The sequence below is a fragment of the Kytococcus sp. Marseille-QA3725 genome (assembly GCF_054950055.1).
On sequence record NZ_JBUCLA010000001.1, the window covers coordinates 976,844 to 996,398 of the forward strand.

Sequence of the window (19,555 nt, forward strand, 5' to 3'; positions counted from 1 at the left end):
CCGAACGCGGAGGCGACCTGCTCAGCCGCAGCGCTGCGCGATGAGGTGCACGTAGGCTCGGGCACAGCGCACGAGTGCGCTGTGATCCACCCACTCGTCCACCGAGTGCGCCTGCCGGATGTCGCCGGGCCCGTACTGGAGGGTCGGGATGCCTGCAGCCGCGTACTGGCGCAGGTCGGACCCGTACGGGACCCCCATCCGGTCCGGTCGGTCGTGCCCGGCCCGCTCCACGGCGTCGGCGACCTGACCGGCCAGCTCGTGACCGCTGGGCATCTCCCCCGGCGCGAACACGCCGCCGGGCCAGGACACCTCGACCGGGTGGTCCCGGAGGAAGGGATCCTGCGCACAGGCCGCCGCGACGCAGTGCTCGAAGGCCGATCGGGCCTCTCCCGGGGTCTCGTCCGTCCGCACGCCGAAGCGGCCCTCCACGACGAGCTCGTCCAGGACGGTCGAGGCCCACTCACCACCCCGGACCACCCCGATGCTCATCGGCCAGGGGTCCTCCACGGTGTCGAAGGGCTCCGGCGCGTCCGTCCTCCGCCTCTCCTGCAGGTCCTCGAGCGCGTCGAACACCCGCCGCGCACCCTCCAGGGCGTTCACCCCCTCGCGGGCCATCGCACCGTGCGCCGCCTTGCCGGGGACCCGCAGCCGGAAGGTCAGGGAGCCCGCGTTGGCCGTCACCAGGTGCCGCGCCGTCGGCTCGGCGATGACGCAGGCCTCACCGGTGTGGCCCCGCCGCAGCGTGGCGAACGCCCCGGCCCCGCCGTCCTCCTCCGCGCTGACCAGGTGCACCGCCAGCGGCCGGCGCCAGGTGAAGCCGCTCTCCTGCAGGGCCCGGACCGCTGCCAGCACGGCGGCGACCCCGCCCTTCATGTCCGTCACGCCGCGTCCCCGGTACCAGATGCCCTGCTCGTCCCCGCCTCGCACGACGGTCCACGGGTCGAGGTCGGCCCAGAGGTCGGCGTCCCCGGCCGGCACCACATCGGTGTGGCCGCACAGGATGAGGGCGGGCTCGCCGTCGGCGGGGCCGAAGCGTCCGACGACGCCCCGCAGCATCTCGCGCCCCACCTCCTGCCCCGGCCACCCCTCGTGCTCCGCGAGCGAACGGATGTCGTCGTCCCACTCGTCGACCTCGCCCCCGAGCCGCCGCAGCGCCTCGGCGCCCCAGCGCTGGGCCCGAACCTCCGCCTCCGAACCACCGATGCTCGGGATCGCCACCAGGGCTGTGAGGTCGGCCACCAGGCGGCGGTCGTCCAGGGCCTCCACACCGGCTGCTCCTGCGGGGCACGCCTTGGCATCCGCGCCACCAGGGGAGGTGGGATAGGGGTCGGTCCACGAGTACTCCGGCCCGCTGGGCAGCGGACCGGAGTACTCGTGGGAGCGCGTCGGCTTTGGGGCGGGGTCCACGGTCAGCCGTTCAGCGGGTTCGCGTCCCAGTTGGCCCCGCCCGCCTCGTCGGCCTCGGCGGCGTCCTGGGCGTCCCACTTCTCGGTGCGCTCCCGGGCGGTGGCCAGTGCCTGCTCCGCCTCCTCGCGCGAGTCGTAGGGACCCATGACGTCGGCGTTGCGGGAACGGCTGTCGTCGTTCTCCTCGACCTGTCCGGTCACGATGTTGTAGTAGAACTTCACGGTGCCTCCTGCGTCGTCGGGCCTGTCTTACGGCCCACCCTATGCACAGCGGCGCCCGGCCGACAGCGGACCGCCGACGACCTTCCTCCTAGACTGCGCGGCATGCCTGTCGCACCACCCCTGATCCCCGGCCGCGTCTCCCCGCGCCGCGAGGTGCCCGCTTCCATCCCCCGACCGGAGTACGTGGACAAGCCGGCACCGGCCCCGTTCACCGGCTCGGAGATCAAGGACGCCGAGACCATCGAGAAGATGCGGATCGCCTGCCGGATCGCCGCGCAGGCGCGCGAGGAGGTCGGCGCCGCGGTGGCCCCGGGGGTCACCACCGACGAGCTGGATCGCATCGGCCACGAGTTCCTCTGCGACCACGGGGCCTACCCGTCCACCCTCGGCTACCGCGGCTACCCGAAGTCGCTCTGCAGCTCGGTGAACGAGGTGATCTGCCACGGCATCCCCGACGACCGGGAGCTGCAGGACGGCGACATCGTCAACATCGACATCACCGGCTACATCCACGGTGTGCACGGCGACACCAATGCGACCTTCCTCTGCGGTGAGGTCGACGAGGAGTCACGGCTCCTCGTGGAGCGCACGCAGGAGGCGACGCTGCGCGGCATCAAGGCCGCCAAGCCCGGTCGCGAGCTCAACGTCATCGGCCGCGTCATCGAGATGTACGCCAGCCGCTTCGGCTATGGCGTCGTGCGCGACTACACCGGGCACGGCATCGGGACGCACTTCCACAGCGGACTCATCGTGCCGCACTACGACGCGGCACCGTCCTACGCCGACGTCATCCAGCCGGGCATGACCTTCACCGTGGAGCCGATGCTCAACCTCGGCACCCACGACTGGTCCATGTGGTCCGACGACTGGACCGTGGTCACGAAGGACCTCAAGCGCTCGGCGCAGTTCGAGCACACCCTCCTCATCACCGACGACGGCCCGGAGATCCTGACGCAGCCATGAGCAACCAGACGCACCCCCTGGGCATCGACGTCGGCGGCAGTGGCATCAAGGGTGCCCCCGTCGACCTGGCCAAGGGCCGGTTCGCCACCGAGCGCCTCCGCCTGGAGACCCCCGAGACCTCCACCCCCACCGCAGTGGTCGAGGTCATCGGACAGGTGGTCGACGAGTTCGGCAAGCAGACCAAGGGGCAGCCCATCGGCGTCACGGTGCCCGCCGTGGTGAGCCGCGGCGTGGTCCGGACGGCCGCGAACATCGACACCAGCTGGATCGGCACCGACGCGGACGGGCTCTTCTCCGAGCACCTCGGCCGTGAGGTCCACGTCCTCAACGACGCCGACGCAGCCGGTCTGGCTGAGGCGCACTACGGCGCGGCCCGGGGCACCCGCGGGCTCGTCCTCGTGGCCACCCTGGGCACCGGCATCGGGACGGCGCTGGTGGCCGACGGCCGGCTGCTCCCGAACTCCGAGCTCGGGCACCTCGAGATCGACGGGACCGACGCCGAGACCGTCACCGCGAACTCGGCCCGCGAGCGGGAGGATCTCTCCTGGGAGGAGTGGGCCGAGCGTCTGCAGCGCTACTTCTCCACCCTGGAGAACCTGCTCTGGCCGGAGCTGATCGTGGTCGGCGGCGGCGTGAGCAAGAAGGCGGAGAAGTTCCTGCCCCTGATGCACCTGCGGGCCCCCATCGTGCCCGCCCAGCTGCGGAACGACGCCGGCATCATCGGCGCCGCCCACGCCGCGGTCGCTGCCGGCCGCTGACCGGTCCGCGTACACTTCCCCGCCGAGACGAGTCGGCCGGACGGTCGCGTCGGGCCGCACGGCCCGCCGAGGAAAGTCCGGGCTCCACAGGGAACGGTGGTGGCCAACAGCCACCCGGGGTGACCCGCGGGAAAGTGCCACAGAGAACAGACCGCCCGTGCCTGCACGGGTCAGGGTGAAACGGTGGTGTAAGAGACCACCAGCGCACCAGGTGACTGGCGCGGCTCGGCAAACCCCACCGGGAGCAAGGCCAGACAGCGTGTGTCCGAGGGCGTCCCGTCCGAGCACGCGGGTAGGCCGCTGGAGGCGGCTGGCAACAGTCGCCCGAGATGGATGACCGTCCCCCGGGGCCGAGCGATCGGCCCCGGGGACAGGACCCGGCTTACAGGCCGGCTCGTCTCACCCCAACCTTCGCGGAACCCGGGGTTCCTCGCACTCTGGCATGGTGGAAGACACCATGTTCACCATCGCCCTGACCGCACCCCTCGGAGTCGTGACCTCCGTGGAGCCGCCCACCGCGACCGTGTGGGACCGCGTCGCGCAGTGCGAGAGCCTCGGCCGGTCGGACGCCCACCCCAGCGACTCGGCCAGGTCCTTCCACTTCTTCGGTGGCCTGCAGTTCAGCCAGACCACCTGGGAGGGAGTCGGCGGACTCGCCTGGGCACCCCGAGCCGACCTCGCCACGCGGGCGGAGCAGATCGCCGCAGCACGTCGCCTCCTTGCGATGCAGGGGCCACAGGCGTGGCCGACCTGCGGGCCCCGGGCCGGGCTGACGAAGGCCTCCGGCGGAGCGGACCCCGACGCCGTGCCTGCGGGCTGAGCCCGCCTACAACCGCGTCCTCAGACCCGCTCGAACGCGATGCGGTGCTCCCGGACCTCCGCCTCCGTGAGGCGGACCGTCACCTCGTCACCCGGCTCGGCGGCCCCCTCGGCACGGGCCACGACGGCGGGCTCGGCGATCTGGACCGTGAAGCGGTCCTCCTTCTCCACGTCGACGGCGATGCCCGTGAACTCCTGGCCGACCTGCTCCTGCAGCACCGCCGCCTCGACCGCGTCGACGCAGGCGCGCTCCACCTGCTTGGCCCGCCCGTCGGCCCGCTCCATCACCTCCGGGAGCTGCGGCAGCGCCTCCCGCGCCCACGCGGGGACCTCCTCGCCCGCCGAGACCGCCGCGCAGACCGCCAGCACGAAGCGGTCGACCAGCCGACGCAGCGGGGCCGTCGCGTGCGCGTACGGAGCAGCGATCGCGGACTGGGTCGTGAGCTCCGGGAGCTCTCCGTCGAAGGCCGTGTAGCCCGCACCACGGAACAGCGAGGTGGCCTCATGCACCAGGAACAGGTGCCGCCCGTCGGTGACGTCCAGTGAGCGGAGGAACTCGCCGTAGGTCGCCCCGTCGGCCCACTCGACGCCCAGCGCCCGTGCCTGCCGGCGCAGCGTGTCGACGTCCTGCCCCTCCGGCTCGGGCATGGTGCGCAGGATGCCGATCCGGGCCCCGAGCATCAGGTCGGCAGCCGCCATGCCGGTCATCAGGGAGATCTGGGCGTTCCACTCCTCCACCGGGAGCAGCGGACGGAAGCGGGTGGAGTACCGACCGTCCTCCTCGTGCACCTCCTGCTCCGGCATCGGCAGGGTCGCGCCGCCGCGCGCCTTCTCCTGCTCGATGCGCAGCAGGCCCACCTCGCGCAGGAGCACGAGCGTCTCCTCGGCCGAGCCGTCGTCGATCTGCGCCTGGGCCTCGGTGTAGGTGAGGCGACGGCGCGAGCGCACCGCAGCGCGGGTGACGCTCGCCTGCGTCACGGCACCGGCGGCGTCCAGGTGGATCTCCCAGAGGAAGGCCGGACGGTCCTGGTCCGGCAGAAGGGAGGCGGCGCCCTCGGACATCGCCGGCGGGTGCAGCGGCGTGTGCCGGTCCGGGCAGTAGACCGTCAGCCCCCTCTCCCAGGCCTCGGCCGCGATGGCGCCCTCCGGGGCGACGAAGGCGGGCACGTCGGCGATGGCGTAGCGCACGCAGAAGCCCTCACCCTCCCGGGTGATGTGCATCGCCTGGTCCAGGTCCATCGACCCCTCCGGGTCGATGGTGATGAGCTCGAGCCCTCGTTCGTCCCGCTCCGGCAGCCGCACGTCCTGCGTGACGTCCTCGGCCTCGGCGAGCACCTGCGGCGGGAACTCCTCGGGGACCCCTTGCTGGGCGCGGATCGCCTCGAAGGCGGTGAGCAGCTGCTCCCCCGCGAGAGGGGCGGCGGCGCCGGCCTCCTCGGGGCCGTCCGGGCCGGTGCGCAGGACCACGTGGGGATGTGCCATGCCGATCACCCTAGCCACGTGCCGACACCGCGGGCCCCACGAGCGAGCCGCACGGCCCGTGGGTCACCGCACGGGCAGCCCCGCCAGGTGGTGGCGCACGTTGAGACCGCTGAGCTCGGCGAAGCCGCCGGGCACGTCGGGACCCAGGAACTCGAGGGTGTGGAAGGCCGCGGGGTGCTGACCCAGCGTCCACGAGTGGGGGTATTCCACCCCGAGCACCGCCTCCAGCACCGTCATGACCGCGATGCGGTGGGCCGCCACCACCACCGTGTGGAGCTCCTGGTCCACCGCCGTGCGACCGAGCTCGGCGAGCCCCTCCAGGACCCGGGTGCGCACCTGCTGGTGCGTCTCCCCGCCGGGGACCGGGAAGTCCGGATCCCGGGCGAAGGCCCGCGCCAGCCCCTGCCCCTGCGCGTCGACCTCGCGCCAGGTGAGTCCGTCCCACTCGCCGAAGGCCTGCTCGTCGAAGCGCGCGTCGGAGATCGCGTCGAGACCCAGGGCCCGTGCGGTCGCCCCTCCGGTCTGCTGGGCCCGCCGCAGGCTCGAGGTGACCACGCGGACGCGGCCGTCGGACGCGGGTTCCGCGAGCCACTCGCCGAGCTCCCGCGCCGCACGCCCGGCCTGCTCCTCCCCCAGGGTCGACAACGGTGGGTTGCTGCCGCCCCGGCCGTCGATGCGGTAGGTCTCGGTGAAATCGGTCACCCCGTGGCGCAGGAGCACGAGCTGCCAGCGGTGGGCCCCCTCGGTGCCCGCCACCCGCTCCCGGAGACGGGCCTCCTCGGTCGCGGGCTTGCCGGCGGTGGTCGCCGCGTGCTGCGGCGGCTCGGGAGCGTGCGTCTCGTCGGCGAGACCGGCCTCGTCCTCCCCGACGCCCGGGACGGCTCCGTGGTCGCGCTCGACGGTGTGTCCGTCCATGCCGTCGTTGCTCAGCTTGTCCGCCGCGGCGTTCTGCTTGCGCGGGATCCACTCCCACTCGATCCGTGCGCCGACGCCGTCCAGCTCCGCGCAGAGCTCCTTGGCCTCGGCCGCCAGCCGCTGCATGTCGGCGTGCTTGATCTTCCACCGCCCCGCCATCTGCTCGATGACCAGCTTGGAGTCCATCCGTACGCGCACCACGTCGCCGGCCGACACCTCGGCCCGGTCGAGCAGGGCCCGCAGTCCGGCGATGAGACCGGAGTACTCCGCCACGTTGTTGCTGGCCCGTCCCAGCGGGGCGGCGCGCTCGGCGAGCAGCTCCCCCTGTCCGTCGAGCACCAGGGCCCCGTAGCCGGCCACCCCGGGGTTGCCCCGGGAGCCGCCGTCCGCCTCGATCGTCCAGGTCGTCATGCTCAGGCCTCCTGCGTGGCGACGACGAAGTCCCACGGGTCGGTCACGGTGTCGCTGACCCTCACCTCGACCTGCGCCCCGGTGCTGGCCGCCAGCCCCTCGACCAGACGCCGACCGGCCTCCTGGAGCCAGAGCGACTCCGTGGCCCAGTGCCCGGCGTCGATGAGGAAGGGGCCATCGACCCCGCCGCTCCGCGCCGCGAGCAGCCCGTGCTCCCGGAACTCGCTCACCGGGTGGTGCCGCAGGTCGGCAGTGACCAGGACGTCGGCGCGCGTCTCCCGCACCGCGTCGAACTCCCGGTCCCCGGAGCCTCCGAGGACGGCGACGCGCGCCACCCGACCACCCCGGGGGCCCGCCACCCGCAGACCCGCGGGCGCACCGGGCAGGACCGCTGCCACACGACCGGCGAACTCCTCCAGCGTCAGGGGCCGGTCCAGCTCCCCGACCCGCCCGAGCGGCTGCCCCTCGGGCTCCGAGAGCGGCTCGACGTCCGACAGCTCCAGTGCCGCGGCCAAGGCGTCGTTCACCCCGCCGGTGGCCACGTCGGCGTTCGTGTGCGCCGAGTACAGGCCCACCCCGCCGGTGGCCAGCGCGAGCACCGCCGCCCCCTTCGGCTCGGTAGGGACGACGGCGTGCAGCCCGGCTCGCAGCAGGTGGTGGTGGGTGACCAGCAGGTCGTACCCGCCCTCGACCGCCTCGTCGACGACCGCGAGGGTGGGATCGACCGCCATCAGCACCCGCCGCACGGGTGCCGAGGGGTCGCCGACGGTGAGTCCGACGACGTCCCCCGAAAGGGCCGTCTCGGGCGGGAAGAGCTCGTCGAGCACGTCCACCGCGTCGGACAGGGTGCAGGTCCTGGTGTCCATGTGGGCCCGGCCGGGATCGAACCGACGACACCTGCGGTGTAAACGCAGTGCTCTGCCAGCTGAGCTACAGGCCCCGGGCACGGGGGTCAGCCGTGCAGACCCATCCTCGCACCCGGGTGTCGGGTCAGCCGCGGCGGCGGGTGGGGCGCCCCAGCTTGGTCGCCAGCCAGCTGTCCCCCAGCTGCAGGGAGCTCTGCGCCTGCAGTCCGGCGGTGGTGGCGGCCTCGTCAACGTCGGCCTGGTCCACGTGCAGGTCGTGCTTGAGGTTGGGCGTGGCCAGCAGGACGAAGCCGTCGTCCTCCAGGCCCGAGAGGGCGTCCACGCAGTCGTCGGTGAGGTCACCGTCGCCGTCGCGGAACCAGAGCAGGCACACGTCGACCGGGCCCGTGTAGGACTCGTCCTCCAGCGGGGCGCCGGTGATCTCCTCGATGGCGAGCCGCAGGTCCTCGGGGACGTCGTCGTCCCACCCGATCTCCTGGACGATCTGGTCGTCGCTGAAGCCCAGCCGGTCGGCCAGGGCCCGTGCGTCCGCGGTCGCGGTCGCCTCCACGTGGTCCTCCTCGATGTGATGGTCGTCACCGTCCGTCGGGCGGTGTCCGGCGCCGCGGTCCGTGCCGTGGCGCGCCTCCATGATGCACCGCGCCCGTCCCGGAGGACAGACAGGCGCCCCTGACGGCCCCGTCGGGCTCTCCCGAACGGGACACCCGGCGCGACGGGGTGGAACAATGCGGCCGTACGCCTGCACACCCCGGTGCAGTGAGTTCGTCGCCGACACACACGTCGTCACGACGGGCGACGCGTGTAAGGAGGAGAAGCTTCGTGTCGACCAAGGATTTCGGACCGATTCTCAACGGTCTGCCCAGCCAGCTCCCGGACATCGACCCCGAGGAGACCGCCGAGTGGCTCGACTCGCTGGACGGCCTGGTCGACGCCCGTGGCCGTTCGCGTGCCCGCTACGTGATGCTGGAGTTGCTGAACCGCTCCCGCCAGCAGCAGGTCGGCGTGCCGTCGCTGACCACCACCGACTACATCAACACCATCGGGCCCGAGGACGAGGCCTGGTTCCCCGGTGACGAGGAGGTGGAGCGCCGCTACCGCGCCTGGATCCGATGGAACGCCGCGATCATGGTGCACCGCGCCCAGCGCCCCGGCATCGCCGTCGGTGGCCACCTGTCCAGCTACGCCTCCGCGGCGACCCTCTACGAGGTCGGCTTCAACCACTTCTTCCGCGGCCGTCAGCACCCCGGTGGCGGCGACCAGATCTTCTTCCAGGGCCACGCCTCCCCCGGCATCTACGCCCGCGCCTTCCTCGAGGGCCGACTGAGCGAGGACCAGCTCAACGGCTTCCGCCAGGAGAAGTCGCACTTCGTCGACGGCAAGCTCACCGCGCTGCCGAGCTACCCGCACCCGCGGAGCATGCCGGACTTCTGGCAGTTCCCGACGGTGTCGATGGGTCTGGGCCCGCTGGCCGCCATCCACCAGGCGCAGTTCAACAAGTACCTCCAGAACCGCGGCATCAAGGACACCAGCGAGCAGCACGTCTGGGCCTTCCTCGGCGACGGCGAGATGGACGAGCCGGAGTCGCGAGGTGCCCTGCAGATCGCGGCCAACGAGGAGCTCGACAACCTGACCTTCGTGGTCAACTGCAACCTGCAGCGCCTCGACGGCCCGGTGCGCGGCAACGGCAAGATCGTGCAGGAGCTCGAGGCCTTCTTCCGGGGCGCGGGCTGGAACGTCATCAAGGTGCTCTGGGGTCGCGGCTGGGACGAGCTTCTGGCCGCCGACCGCGACGGCGCGCTGGTGAACCTCATGAACAGCACCCCCGACGGTGACTTCCAGACCTTCCGCGCCAACGACGGCGCCTACGTCCGGGAGCACTTTTTCGACCGCGACTCGCGCACCAGCCGCATGGTGAAGGACTGGTCCGACGACGACATCTGGTGGAAGCTCAAGCGCGGTGGCCACGACTACCGCAAGGTGTTCAGCGCCTACCAGGCCGCCATGAACCACTCCGGTCAGCCGACCGTGATCTTGGCCCACACCATCAAGGGCTACTCGCTCGGCTCGCACTTCGCCGGCCGCAACGCCACCCACCAGATGAAGAAGCTGACGGTGGAGGATCTCAAGGGCTTCCGCGACAGCCTGCGGATCCCGGTCCCGGACTCGGCCTTCGAGGACGACCAGTTCGCCGCGCCCTACTACCACCCGGGCGAGGACGACGAGACGATCCAGTACATGCTGGAGCGCCGCCGCAAGCTCGGTGGCGACCTGCCGGCCCGCCTCTCCGAGCACCTGCCGCTGCAGCTGCCGCCGGAGAAGACATACGACGTCGGCCGCAAGGGCTCGGGCACGCAGGAGGTCGCCACGACGATGGCCTTCGTGCGCATCCTCAAGGACATGATGCGCGACCCGGAGATCGGCCAGCGCATCGTCCCGATCATCCCGGACGAGGCCCGCACCTTCGGCATGGACGCGTTCTTCCCCACTCGGAAGATCTACAACCCGAACGGCCAGAACTACGAGTCCGTGGACGCCAACCTCATGCTGTCCTACAAGGAGAGCACCGACGGCCAGCTGCTCCACCTGGGCATCAACGAGGCCGGCTCGGTGGCGGCGTTCACGGCGGCCGGCTCCTCGCACGACACGCACAACGAGCCGATGATCCCGGTCTACATCTTCTACTCGATGTTCGGGTTCCAGCGGACCGGTGACGGCATCTGGGCGGCGGCCGACCAGCTCTCCCGCGGCTTCCTCATCGGCGCGACGGCCGGCCGGACGACCCTGGCCGGCGAGGGCCTGCAGCACATGGACGGCCACAGCCCGCTGCTGGCGACCACCAACCCGGCGGTCGTCTCCTACGACCCGGCCTACTCCTACGAGATCTCCGCCCTCATGCAGGAGGGCATGCGCCGGATGTACGGCCCGGACGCCGAGAACGTCATCTTCTACCTGACGGTCTACAACGAGCCGATGGTGCAGCCCAAGCAGCCCGAGGGCATCGACCTCGACGGCATCCTCAAGGGTGGGTACCTGCTAGCCGAGGGCGAGGCCGAGGGCCCGAAGGCCCGTCTGCTCGCCTCCGGCGTGGGCGTGCCGTGGGCACTGGACGCCCAGCAGGAGCTCGCTGAGCACTGGGGTGTCAACGCCTCGGTGTACTCGATCACCTCCTGGAGCGAGCTCGCCCGCGAGGCCACGGCCTGCGACGAGGACGCCTTCCTGCACCCGGAGGACGAGGCACGCACCCCCTACGTGCAGCAGCTGCTGCCCAAGGGCGAGGGCCCGATCGTCGCCACGAGCGACTACATGCGCGCGGTGCAGGACCAGATCGCGCCGTGGATGGAGGACGACTACTACGCGCTGGGCGCCGACGGCTTCGGCTTCTCGGACACCCGCCCCGCGGCGCGTCGCTTCTTCCACATCGACTCCGCGTCGATGGTCGTCAAGACCCTGCAGATGCTGGAGAAGCGCGGCGAGATCGAGGCCGGTCGCGCCAAGGAGGCCGCCGAGCACTACCGCCTGCTCGACACCACCGCCGGCACGTCCGGCACCGCGGGTGGCGACGCCTGAGCCGTCCCACCGCACGACGAGGAGGGGCCCTGCAGCAGCTGCTGCAGGGCCCCTCCTCGTGGCTGGTCCTGCCTCCCGGCGGACCGGCACCTCAAGCGCTGCGGCGCACCCCCCGCAGCAGCCCGGCGCCCAGCAGGAGCGCGCCGAGGCCGGCTGCTGCCCCGGTGAGACCGGTGGTCGACCGGGGCGCCTGGACACCGGTGTCGACGATGGGGTGTTCCTCGCGCCAGGCGTCGCGCGTCTCCACGGCCATGCCCGGCTGGTCGGAGAAGACACCGTCCACGCCGGCGTCCAGGTGGGCCCGGACCAGGGTGTCCATGTCGCCGAGCGCCGCCGGGTCCTCCGAGCTCTGGAGCGAGGCGGGCAGGTGGGCGTTCTCGGCACGGAAGGTGTAGGGCGTCACCAGCAGGCCGGCGGCGTGGGCGTCCTCGACCAGGGAGGTCGGCTCACCCAGCACGCCGCCCTCCTCGGGGACCACCATGGTGCGCTCGGGGCCGATGGCGTCGACGTCGCGGGCGAGCTCGCGCAGCCCGGCCGGCTTCATGAGGTCGGCGTAGGTGCGCTGGTCGCCGGCCGCCTCGAGGTCCCACGGCTGGCCCTCGTACCAGGACAGGAAGACCAGCGGCACCTCGGCGTCGAGGTTGCGGTTGAGGTCCACCAGGTTCTGCACCTCGAAGCTCTGGATCATGGCCGGGGAGTCGGCGTGGTTCAGGCCCGCCTCCTCCAGCTGGGCCACGACCTGCTCCTCCATGGACAGACCGATGCCGTCGAAGTAGGTCGGGTGCTTGATCTCCGGGATGATGGCGATCTCACGGCCGGTCTCGGCCGTCAGCCGCTCGCGCAGCTCGAGCACCTCGGCGAAGGTCGCCACCTCGAACCGGCCGTCGTAGCTGGTGTTGTCGGGGCGCACGTCCGGGATGCGCTCCTTGGCGCGCAGGGTCTTCAGCTCCGCGAGGGTGAAGTCCTCGGTGAACCACCCGGTCAGCTCCTGCCCGTCGACCACCTTCGTGGTCTTGCGGTCAGCGAACTCGGGGTGCTCGGCGACGTCGGTGGTGCCGGAGATCTCGTTCTCGTGGCGGGTCACCAGGACGCCGTCCTTGGTGCTCACCAGGTCTGGCTCGAAGAAGTCGGCGCCCATGCGGATGGCGAGCTCGTAGGCCTCCAGGGTGTGCTCCGGACGGTGGCCGGAGGCGCCGCGGTGACCGATGACCCAGGGCTTCTCCGCGGCGAGGACGGGGTGGGCCCCCTGGTCTTCGGCGCCGGCGCCGGTCGGCTCCGCGCCGGCGGGTGCGGCCCCGAGGACGCCGAGGCCGGTGGCTGCGATGAGGGTGGACGTGAGGGTGCGACGCATGGTGGTCATGGACGGATGAGAACCCACCCGGACCAACGCCGGGTGCCCTCCAGGTGTGCACCGAGAGAACACCGTCTGAACGAGCGGGCGGAGAGCACCCCCGCCCTGCTCCCGGTGCCCGTGCGCGCGCTTTGTCGAGGACCTACAGTTGCGCCATGCCAGCCCCCCGGGTCGCGTCGTCGACGCTCGAGCGCCTGACCGAGCAGGTCTCTCCCCTGGCCCACGCCGCGCTGCGCCGGATGGAGCGCCACGACTGGTACCGCGAGCTGCCGGCCCGCCACCGCGCCGGGGTCGCCCTGGTGGCCGAGGCGGGCATCCGCACCTTCGTGGAGTGGCTCTCCGGACCGGGCGAACCCGGGCGCGCCACCCTGGTCTTCGCCGACGCCCCGCGCGAGCTGGGCACGGTGCTCAGCCTGGAGCAGACCATCGAGCTGGTCCGGGTGACGGTGCAGACGGTGGAGGACTCCGTCGACGAGCTCGCGCAGGAGCAGGACGAGCGCGACCGCCTGCTGCTGGCCTGCCTGCGGTTCAGCCGCGACGTCGCCTTCGGGGCCGCCACGGTGCACGCCCGGGCCGCCGAGGCCCGTGGGTCGTGGGACGCGCGCCTGGAGTCGCTCGTCGTGGACGCCGTGCTGCGCGGAGAGGCCACGGAGGACGTCCACTCGCGCGCGGCCGCCCTCGGGTGGGGGCAGACCTCCGGCGTGGCCGTCGCGGTCGGCACGGCCTCGGACCTCACCGACGAGGCCGAGGTGGTGCGCCAGGTGCGCCAGTCCTGCCGGCGTCACGGGCGGGAGGCGCTGGTGACCCTGAACTCCGGCCGGGTCGTGGTGGTGCTCTCGGGCCTCGAGGAGTCCCAGGACGCCTTCCCGCCGCTGACGGCAGTGCTCGACGCCCCGCCCGTCGTGGTCGGCCCGGTCGTCCCCCACCTGTTCGCCGCCGGTCGCTCGGCGCGGGCGGCCCTGGCCGGGTGGAACGCCTCCCGCGCCTGGCCCGGGGCACCGGCTGCCGTCCGGGCTGCGGAGCTGCTGCCCGAGCGCATCCTGGCCGGCGACGAGGCGGCTCGCCGGGAGCTCACCAAGTCCGTGGTCCGACCACTCGCGCAGGCCGGGCGGGACCTGCTGCCAACCGCCGAGGCCCTGCTCGACCACGGAGGAGCCCTCGAGGCCAGTGCCCGGGCGCTGTTCGTGCACGTCAACACCGTCCGCTACCGCATCTCGCGGATCGAGCAGCTGGTCGGCCTCGACCTGACCGACCCGCGTGACGCCTGGACCCTGCGTGTGGCACTGGCCGTCCACCGGATCGACGCCCCGCGCGGTGCGGGCTGGCGGCGCGCCGTGCAGCCCGAGAGCTGACGGACGCTCATCCACAGTTGGAGGATTCCTCCAAGGTTGGGCGTCAGCTTCGGTGAGAAGCCACCCGACCCCACCCCCCGCTCGGGTTGCGAGAGTTGTCGCCGTGCTTGCGATCGTCTGCCCTGGACAGGGCGCCCAGACCCCCGGATTCCTCGCCCCCTGGCTCGAGCTCCCCGGTTTCGCCGACCGGATGGAGTGGCTCTCGGCATGTGCCGGGCTCGACCTGGTGGCGCACGGGACCACCTCGGACGCCGACACCATCCGCGACACCGCCGTCGCCCAGCCCCTGATCGTCGGGTCCGGCCTGGTGAGCTTCCTCGCGCTCTTCGAGCACCCGGCGGACGCCTACCGCACCGTGCGGGCCGGAGCCGGCCACAGCGTCGGTGAGATCACCGCGGCCGTCGGTACCGGCGTGCTGACAGCTGAGCAGGCGATGGTCTTCGTGCGCGAGCGAGGCCGTGGCATGGCTGGCGCCTCCGCGGCACGACCGACCTCCATGCGCGCCGTGGTGGGCGGGGACCAGGACGAGGTCGTCGCCGCCATCGAGGCCGCCGGACTCACCGCCGCCAACCGCAACGGCGCCAAGCAGATCGTGGCCGCCGGCACGGTGGAGCAGCTGGACGCCTTCGCCGCGGAGCCCCCGAAGGGTACCCGGGTCATCCCGCTGCAGGTGGCCGGTGCCTTCCACACCGAGCACATGGCTCCCGCGGTGGACACCCTCGCGGGCTACGCCCGGGCCATGACCACCCACGACGCCCGCATCGACCTGCTCTCGAACACCGACGGCTCGGTGCTGCGCTCCGGCGAGGAGGTCCTCTCCCGACTGGTCTCGCAGGTCTCGCGCCCGGTGCGCTGGGACCTGTGCATGGACGCCATGGCGGACATGGGCGTCACCGGCGTGATCGAGATCCCGCCGGCCGGCACGCTGGCCGGTCTGGTGAAGAAGCACCTCAAGGGCGTGGAGTCCCTCGCGCTCAAGACGCCCGACGACCTCGAGGCCGCGCGCCGCATGGTGGCCGAGCACGGCGAGGCCGCGTCCGTCAGCGGCGACCAGCCCACCTGGCGCATGCTCGTCTCCCCCGGCAAGGGCACGGTGGACCTCGGCTCGGCGAGCCGGTCCGAGGGCGACCGCTTCACCTCCGGTGACGAGCTGGCCCGGGTGCAGGCCCTGCGCGAGGAGCTGACCGTCGAGGCCACCCACGACGGTCAGATCGTCGAGTGGCTCGTGCAGGACGGCGACCCGGTGGCACCCGGCCAGCCGATCGTGCGCGTGCACCCCCGTCAGGAGTCCTGATGCGGGCACTGCGCACCACCACCGCGCTGCGCCCGGCGGCGCTCTCTGGCACGGGGGCCTACCGCCCCGGCCGCGTGGTGCCGAACTCCGAGCTCGTGGACGCGATCGACTCCTCCGACGAGTGGATCCGCCAGCGCTCGGGCATCGAGGAGCGCCGGTGGGCCACGGAGGACGACACGACCGTCTCGATGGGCACCGCCGCCGCGCGCCGGGCCCTGGAGTCCGCCAGCCTCACCGGCGACCAGCTGGGCGCCGTCATCGTCGCCACGGTCTCCGGTCCGATGCGCACCCCGGGCGTCGCGCCGATGCTCGCTGCCGAGCTCGGCAGCATCGCCCCCGCGTTCGACCTGTCGGCCGCCTGCGCCGGCTACTGCCACGGCATCGCCCTGGCCAACGACATGGTGGGAGCCGGCACCGCCGACCACGTGCTCGTGGTGGGGGTGGAGTACCTGTCCCAGTTCACCGACCTCAGCGACCGCGGCAGCGCGTTCATCTTCGCCGACGGGGCGGGAGCCGCGGTCGTCAGCCGAGCGGACGTCTCCGGCATCGGTCCCACGGTGTGGGGCTCGCAGGGCGCCCGGTGGGAGCTCATCCACACCCGCGACGACGGCATGCTGACGATGACCGGCAACTCGGTCTTCCGCTGGGCCGTCTGGGAGATGGCGAAGGTCGCCCAGCAGGCCCTCGACGCCGCCGGCCTCACCGCCGACGAGCTGGACGTCTTCATCCCCCACCAGGCCAACGCCCGGATCACGGCCGAGATGGTCAAGCAGCTCAAGCTGCCCGACTCGGTGCCGGTGGCTGACGACATCCGCTCCACCGGCAACACCTCGGCCGCCAGCATCCCCGTGGCCACCGCCCGGATGCTGGAGGACGGCACCGCCCGGTCCGGTGACCTCGCTCTGCAGGTCGGCTTCGGTGCCGGTCTGGTGTACGCCGCGCAGGTCGTCCGCCTGCCCTGACAGACTCCCGCGACCCGGCGGGTCAACACCGGGTCAGTCCCGTCGACACCCCGTCGACATCCCCGAGGGCCCCGTGCCCACCCCCCTGGAGGAAAACATGGCTCAGTCCGACGAGCAGATCCTGACCGTCCTCGCCGAGGTCGTCAGCGAGGAGACCGGCATCGAGCCGGCCGAGGTCACCCCGGAGAAGTCCTTCGCCGGCGACCTCGACATCGATTCCCTGTCGATGATGACCATCCTCGTGAACGTCGAGGAGAAGACCGGCGTCGCCATCCCCGACGAGGAGATGGGCAACCTGAACACCGTGGCCGACGCCGTCAGCTACATCAAGAACCACCAGGCCTGAGGCCACCTTCGGGGCCGGGCGGCCTCTGCAGAACGCCCGGCCCCTCCCCCTGACTTCTCTCTCACCACCGGAGGAACCATGACCGACGTCGTCGTCACCGGACTGGGTGCCATCACCCCGCTGGGTGGCACCGCGCCCGAGACCTGGCAGGCCCTGCTGGCCGGCACCTCCGGTGCCGCTCCCCTGCCCGAGGAGTGGCAGGAGCTCTACGGGCTCCCCGTCGGGTTCGCCACGCAGGTCAGCACCGACGTCGAGGACGTCCTCCCGCGCGTGAAGGTCAAGCGCATGGACCGCACGACGCAGATGGGTCTCATCGCCGCGAAGGAGGCGTGGGTCCACGCCGGCGCCCCGGAGATCGAGCCGACCCGTCTCGCCGTCGTGATGGGCACCGGCATCGGTGGCGTCGTCACCGTGATGAACCAGTGGGACGTGCTGCGTGAGAAGGGGACCCGACGCGTCTCCCCGCTCACCGTCCCGATGCTGATGCCGAACGCCGGCGCCGCCGCGGTGTCCCTCGAGCTCGGTGCCCGGGGCGCCTCCCACACGCCGGTGAGCGCTTGCGCCTCTGGCGCCGAGGCCGTCGCCGTCGGGCTCGGCATCGTCCGCCGCGGTGAGGCCGACGTCGTCGTGGTGGGTGGATCCGAGTCCTGCATCCACCCGATGCCGATGTCCGGCTTCTCCCAGATGCAGGCGCTCTCCACGCGCAACGACTCCCCTGAGACCGCCTCACGCCCCTACGACGTCGACCGCGACGGCTTCGTCCTGGGTGAGGGCGGCGGCGCCCTGGTCATCGAGAGCGCCGAGCACGCCGCGGCCCGCGGCGCCACCGTGCACGCCCGTGTGCTGGGTGCCGGTCTGACCTCCGACGCCCACCACATCGCGGCCCCGGAGCCCGAGGGCATCGGCGCCGCCGGTGCCATGACGATGGCGCTCGAGGACGCCGGGGTCACTGCCGCCGACGTGGCCCACGTGAACGCGCACGCCACCAGCACCCCGGTGGGCGACATCGCCGAGAGCAAGGCGATCCGCCGCGCCCTCGGCGGCGAGGCGGACCACGTGGCCGTGTCCGGCACCAAGTCGCTCACCGGCCACCTGCTCGGTGGTGCCGGTGCCGTGGAGTCCGTCTTCACCGTGCTGGCCCTGCGGGAGCGCACGGCCCCCGCCACGGCCAACATCGAGAACTTCGACGAGGCCATCGAGCTCGACGTCGTCCGGGACGAGCACCGCACGCTGCCGGCGGGCGAGCTCGTCGCCGTCAACAACTCCTTCGGGTTCGGTGGGCACAACGTCGCCGTCGCCTTCGGGAGTGCCTCGTGAGCGCTGCCGCACGGGCCGCGGCGGCCGCCACCGCCCGCCACAAGCTGCCCCGCGACGAGGACCCGCGCAACCCGGTCGCCCGTCTGGAGCGCTTCTTCGACGCGGCGTCCTGCGAGCTCCTGACTCCCTGGGGCGACCAGGGCATGGTCGCCGCGCGGGGGCGCGTCCAGGGTGCCGAGGTCGTCGCCTTCGCTGCCGACCCCACCATCCAGGGTGGTGCGATGGGCGAGGAGGGCTGCGCCGTCGTCCTGACCGCCTACGAGGCGGCCATGGAGGCCGGCGCCCCGATCGTGGGCCTGTGGCACTCCGGTGGCGCGCGGCTGGCCGAGGGCGTCAGCTCGCTGGACGCCGTCGGCCAGGTCTTCGCGGCCATGACCCGCGCCTCCGGCGTCATCCCCCAGATCTCCCTCGTGCTGGGCCCGGCGGCCGGTGGTGCCGCGTACGGTCCGGCGCTCACCGACCTCGTGGTGCTCGGCCCCGAGGGCCGCTTGTTCGTGACCGGGCCCGACGTCGTGCGCTCGGTGACCGGCGAGCAGGTGGACGCCCTGCGGCTCGGTGGCCCCGAGCCCCACGGTCGCCGCTCCGGCGTGGTCCACGTGGTCACCACGAGCGACGACGAGGCCTTCGAGCGCACCCGCGCGCTGTGCAGCCTGCTGGGTGCCCAGGGTGAGCTCGACCCGGCCGCCGTCACCGACCGGGACCTCGCGGCCACCTTCCCGAGCTCCCCCAAGCGTGCCTATGACGTGCACCCGCTACTGGCCGACCTGCTGGACGGCGACGGGGCCGGTGACGACCTCAACCCGATGGCGGTCTCGCTGCCCGAGGACGCGGTCGAGCTGCACCCGCGGTGGGCGCCGAACATCGTGACCGTGCTGGGTCGTCTGGGCGGCCGCACGGTCGGCGTGGTGGCCAACAACCCGATGCGTCTCGGCGGCTGCCTGGACTCCTCCTCGGCGGAGAAGGCAGCCCGGTTCGTGCGGCTCTGCGACTCCATGGGCGTGCCGCTGGTGGTGCTGGTGGACGTCCCCGGCTACCTGCCCGGTGTGGGCCAGGAGTGGGACGGTGTGGTGCGCCGCGGCGCCAAGCTGCTGCACGCCTTCGCCGAGGCCGTCGTGCCGCGCGTCACCCTGGTGACCCGCAAGACCTACGGCGGGGCCTACATCGCCATGAACAGCCGGTCGCTGGGCGCCACCAAGGTGTTCGCGTGGCCGCACGCCGAGATGGCCGTCATGGGCCACGTGGCCGCGGTGCGCATCCTGCACCGCCGCAAGCTCGCCGACCTCGAGGGCGAGGAGCGCGCGCGGGTGGAGCAGGAGCTCGCCGACGAGCACGCCGAGCTCTCCGGCGGTCTGGCCCGTGGCATGGAGATCGGCGTCATCGACGACGTCGTCCAGCCGGACGTCACGCGCACCCGCATCGCCCAGGCGCTGGCCGAGGCACCCCAGCGGCGGGGGCGGCACAACAACATCCCGCTGTGAGCCCCTGGGGCGCTGCCGCGCCCCAGGACGACACGACGGTGGGCCT

General features: G+C 72.5%; 17 protein-coding genes, 1 tRNA gene and 1 other RNA gene. 11 read left to right on the top strand and 8 right to left on the bottom strand.

The genetic code is table 11. The features are described from left to right. Positions 1-21 precede the first annotated feature (21 nt). Positions 22-1,407 (bottom strand): ArgE/DapE family deacylase, encoded by a 1,386-nt coding sequence (locus tag ACY8FT_RS04415; RefSeq protein ID WP_462417714.1) that lies wholly within the window; start codon positions 1,405-1,407, stop codon positions 22-24. Positions 1,408-1,409: 2 nt separating this feature from the next. Beyond that, positions 1,410-1,628, bottom strand: coding sequence for a methionine aminopeptidase (locus ACY8FT_RS04420; protein WP_462417715.1), 219 nt, complete (start codon positions 1,626-1,628; stop codon positions 1,410-1,412). Positions 1,629-1,730: 102 nt separating this feature from the next. Here ACY8FT_RS04420 and map point away from each other — a divergent pair, with 102 nt between their 5' ends. From map to ACY8FT_RS04440, 4 genes are all read left to right on the top strand, one after another. Further along, a complete protein-coding gene (gene map, locus ACY8FT_RS04425) occupies positions 1,731-2,591 on the top strand; it encodes a type I methionyl aminopeptidase (protein WP_462417716.1) in 861 nt (286 codons plus the stop codon). Then, on the top strand, positions 2,588-3,349 hold the full coding sequence (gene ppgK, locus ACY8FT_RS04430) for a polyphosphate--glucose phosphotransferase (protein WP_462417717.1): 762 nt from the start codon (positions 2,588-2,590) through the stop codon (positions 3,347-3,349). The genes map and ppgK overlap by 4 nt, the downstream gene beginning before the upstream one ends. 28 nt (positions 3,350-3,377) lie before the next feature. Beyond that, positions 3,378-3,750: RNase P RNA component class A (gene rnpB, locus ACY8FT_RS04435), an RNA gene on the top strand. Positions 3,751-3,806: 56 nt separating this feature from the next. Next, on the top strand, positions 3,807-4,169 hold the full coding sequence (locus ACY8FT_RS04440) for a transglycosylase family protein (RefSeq protein ID WP_462417718.1): 363 nt from the start codon (positions 3,807-3,809) through the stop codon (positions 4,167-4,169). A gap of 20 nt (positions 4,170-4,189) precedes the next feature. Here ACY8FT_RS04440 and ACY8FT_RS04445 read toward each other — a convergent pair whose 3' ends face one another. From ACY8FT_RS04445 to ACY8FT_RS04465, 5 genes are all read right to left on the bottom strand, one after another. Next, positions 4,190-5,650, bottom strand: a complete 1,461-nt coding sequence (locus ACY8FT_RS04445; protein ID WP_462417719.1) for an RNB domain-containing ribonuclease — start codon at positions 5,648-5,650, stop codon at positions 4,190-4,192. Positions 5,651-5,713: 63 nt separating this feature from the next. Beyond that, complete coding sequence (locus ACY8FT_RS04450; RefSeq protein ID WP_462417720.1) at positions 5,714-6,976, bottom strand: histidine phosphatase family protein; 1,263 nt, start codon at positions 6,974-6,976, stop codon at positions 5,714-5,716. Between the two features lie 2 nt (positions 6,977-6,978). Beyond that, a complete protein-coding gene (locus tag ACY8FT_RS04455; protein ID WP_462417721.1) occupies positions 6,979-7,842 on the bottom strand; it encodes a Nif3-like dinuclear metal center hexameric protein in 864 nt (287 codons plus the stop codon). Between the two features lies 1 nt (position 7,843). Beyond that, a tRNA-Val gene (locus ACY8FT_RS04460) sits at positions 7,844-7,916 on the bottom strand. A 50-nt stretch (positions 7,917-7,966) separates the two neighbouring features. Continuing rightward, positions 7,967-8,473: a DUF3052 domain-containing protein gene (locus tag ACY8FT_RS04465; RefSeq protein ID WP_462417722.1), complete on the bottom strand. Its 507-nt coding sequence runs from the start codon at positions 8,471-8,473 to the stop codon at positions 7,967-7,969. Between the two features lie 188 nt (positions 8,474-8,661). Here ACY8FT_RS04465 and aceE point away from each other — a divergent pair, with 188 nt between their 5' ends. Further along, positions 8,662-11,409 (top strand): pyruvate dehydrogenase (acetyl-transferring), homodimeric type, encoded by a 2,748-nt coding sequence (gene aceE / locus ACY8FT_RS04470; RefSeq protein WP_462417723.1) that lies wholly within the window; start codon positions 8,662-8,664, stop codon positions 11,407-11,409. Between the two features lie 91 nt (positions 11,410-11,500). Here aceE and ACY8FT_RS04475 read toward each other — a convergent pair whose 3' ends face one another. Further along, complete coding sequence (locus ACY8FT_RS04475; protein ID WP_462417724.1) at positions 11,501-12,769, bottom strand: glycerophosphodiester phosphodiesterase; 1,269 nt, start codon at positions 12,767-12,769, stop codon at positions 11,501-11,503. Between the two features lie 146 nt (positions 12,770-12,915). Between ACY8FT_RS04475 and ACY8FT_RS04480 the strand changes: the two genes are divergently transcribed. From ACY8FT_RS04480 to ACY8FT_RS04505, 6 genes are all read left to right on the top strand, one after another. Further along, on the top strand, positions 12,916-14,112 hold the full coding sequence (locus ACY8FT_RS04480; RefSeq protein WP_462417725.1) for a PucR family transcriptional regulator: 1,197 nt from the start codon (positions 12,916-12,918) through the stop codon (positions 14,110-14,112). Between the two features lie 103 nt (positions 14,113-14,215). Continuing rightward, on the top strand, positions 14,216-15,406 hold the full coding sequence (locus ACY8FT_RS04485) for an acyltransferase domain-containing protein (RefSeq protein ID WP_462417726.1): 1,191 nt from the start codon (positions 14,216-14,218) through the stop codon (positions 15,404-15,406). Continuing rightward, a complete protein-coding gene (locus tag ACY8FT_RS04490) occupies positions 15,406-16,368 on the top strand; it encodes a beta-ketoacyl-ACP synthase III (protein ID WP_462417727.1) in 963 nt (320 codons plus the stop codon). The genes ACY8FT_RS04485 and ACY8FT_RS04490 overlap by 1 nt, the downstream gene beginning before the upstream one ends. Positions 16,369-16,465: 97 nt before the next feature. Beyond that, entirely contained in the window at positions 16,466-16,714 is a 249-nt protein-coding gene (locus ACY8FT_RS04495) for an acyl carrier protein (protein WP_462417728.1), read from the top strand. Between the two features lie 78 nt (positions 16,715-16,792). Then, entirely contained in the window at positions 16,793-18,031 is a 1,239-nt protein-coding gene (locus ACY8FT_RS04500; RefSeq protein WP_462417729.1) for a beta-ketoacyl-[acyl-carrier-protein] synthase family protein, read from the top strand. After that, positions 18,028-19,509, top strand: a complete 1,482-nt coding sequence (locus tag ACY8FT_RS04505) for an acyl-CoA carboxylase subunit beta (protein ID WP_462417730.1) — start codon at positions 18,028-18,030, stop codon at positions 19,507-19,509. The genes ACY8FT_RS04500 and ACY8FT_RS04505 overlap by 4 nt, the downstream gene beginning before the upstream one ends. Positions 19,510-19,555: the final 46 nt, after the last annotated feature.

Excerpts from the sequence above, each read along its gene's own strand:
- map (WP_462417716.1), top strand. The coding sequence starts at position 1,731 with ATGCCTGTCGCACCACCCCTGATCCCCGGCCGCGTCTCCCCGCGCCGC.
- ppgK (WP_462417717.1), top strand. The coding sequence starts at position 2,588 with ATGAGCAACCAGACGCACCCCCTGGGCATCGACGTCGGCGGCAGTGGC.
- ACY8FT_RS04440 (WP_462417718.1), top strand. The coding sequence starts at position 3,807 with ATGTTCACCATCGCCCTGACCGCACCCCTCGGAGTCGTGACCTCCGTG.
- ACY8FT_RS04445 (WP_462417719.1), bottom strand. The coding sequence starts at position 5,650 with ATGGCACATCCCCACGTGGTCCTGCGCACCGGCCCGGACGGCCCCGAG.
- ACY8FT_RS04450 (WP_462417720.1), bottom strand. The coding sequence starts at position 6,976 with ATGACGACCTGGACGATCGAGGCGGACGGCGGCTCCCGGGGCAACCCC.
- ACY8FT_RS04455 (WP_462417721.1), bottom strand. The coding sequence starts at position 7,842 with ATGGACACCAGGACCTGCACCCTGTCCGACGCGGTGGACGTGCTCGAC.
- ACY8FT_RS04465 (WP_462417722.1), bottom strand. The coding sequence starts at position 8,473 with ATGGAGGCGCGCCACGGCACGGACCGCGGCGCCGGACACCGCCCGACG.
- ACY8FT_RS04475 (WP_462417724.1), bottom strand. The coding sequence starts at position 12,769 with ATGACCACCATGCGTCGCACCCTCACGTCCACCCTCATCGCAGCCACC.
- ACY8FT_RS04480 (WP_462417725.1), top strand. The coding sequence starts at position 12,916 with ATGCCAGCCCCCCGGGTCGCGTCGTCGACGCTCGAGCGCCTGACCGAG.
- ACY8FT_RS04490 (WP_462417727.1), top strand. The coding sequence starts at position 15,406 with ATGCGGGCACTGCGCACCACCACCGCGCTGCGCCCGGCGGCGCTCTCT.
- ACY8FT_RS04495 (WP_462417728.1), top strand. The coding sequence starts at position 16,466 with ATGGCTCAGTCCGACGAGCAGATCCTGACCGTCCTCGCCGAGGTCGTC.
- ACY8FT_RS04500 (WP_462417729.1), top strand. The coding sequence starts at position 16,793 with ATGACCGACGTCGTCGTCACCGGACTGGGTGCCATCACCCCGCTGGGT.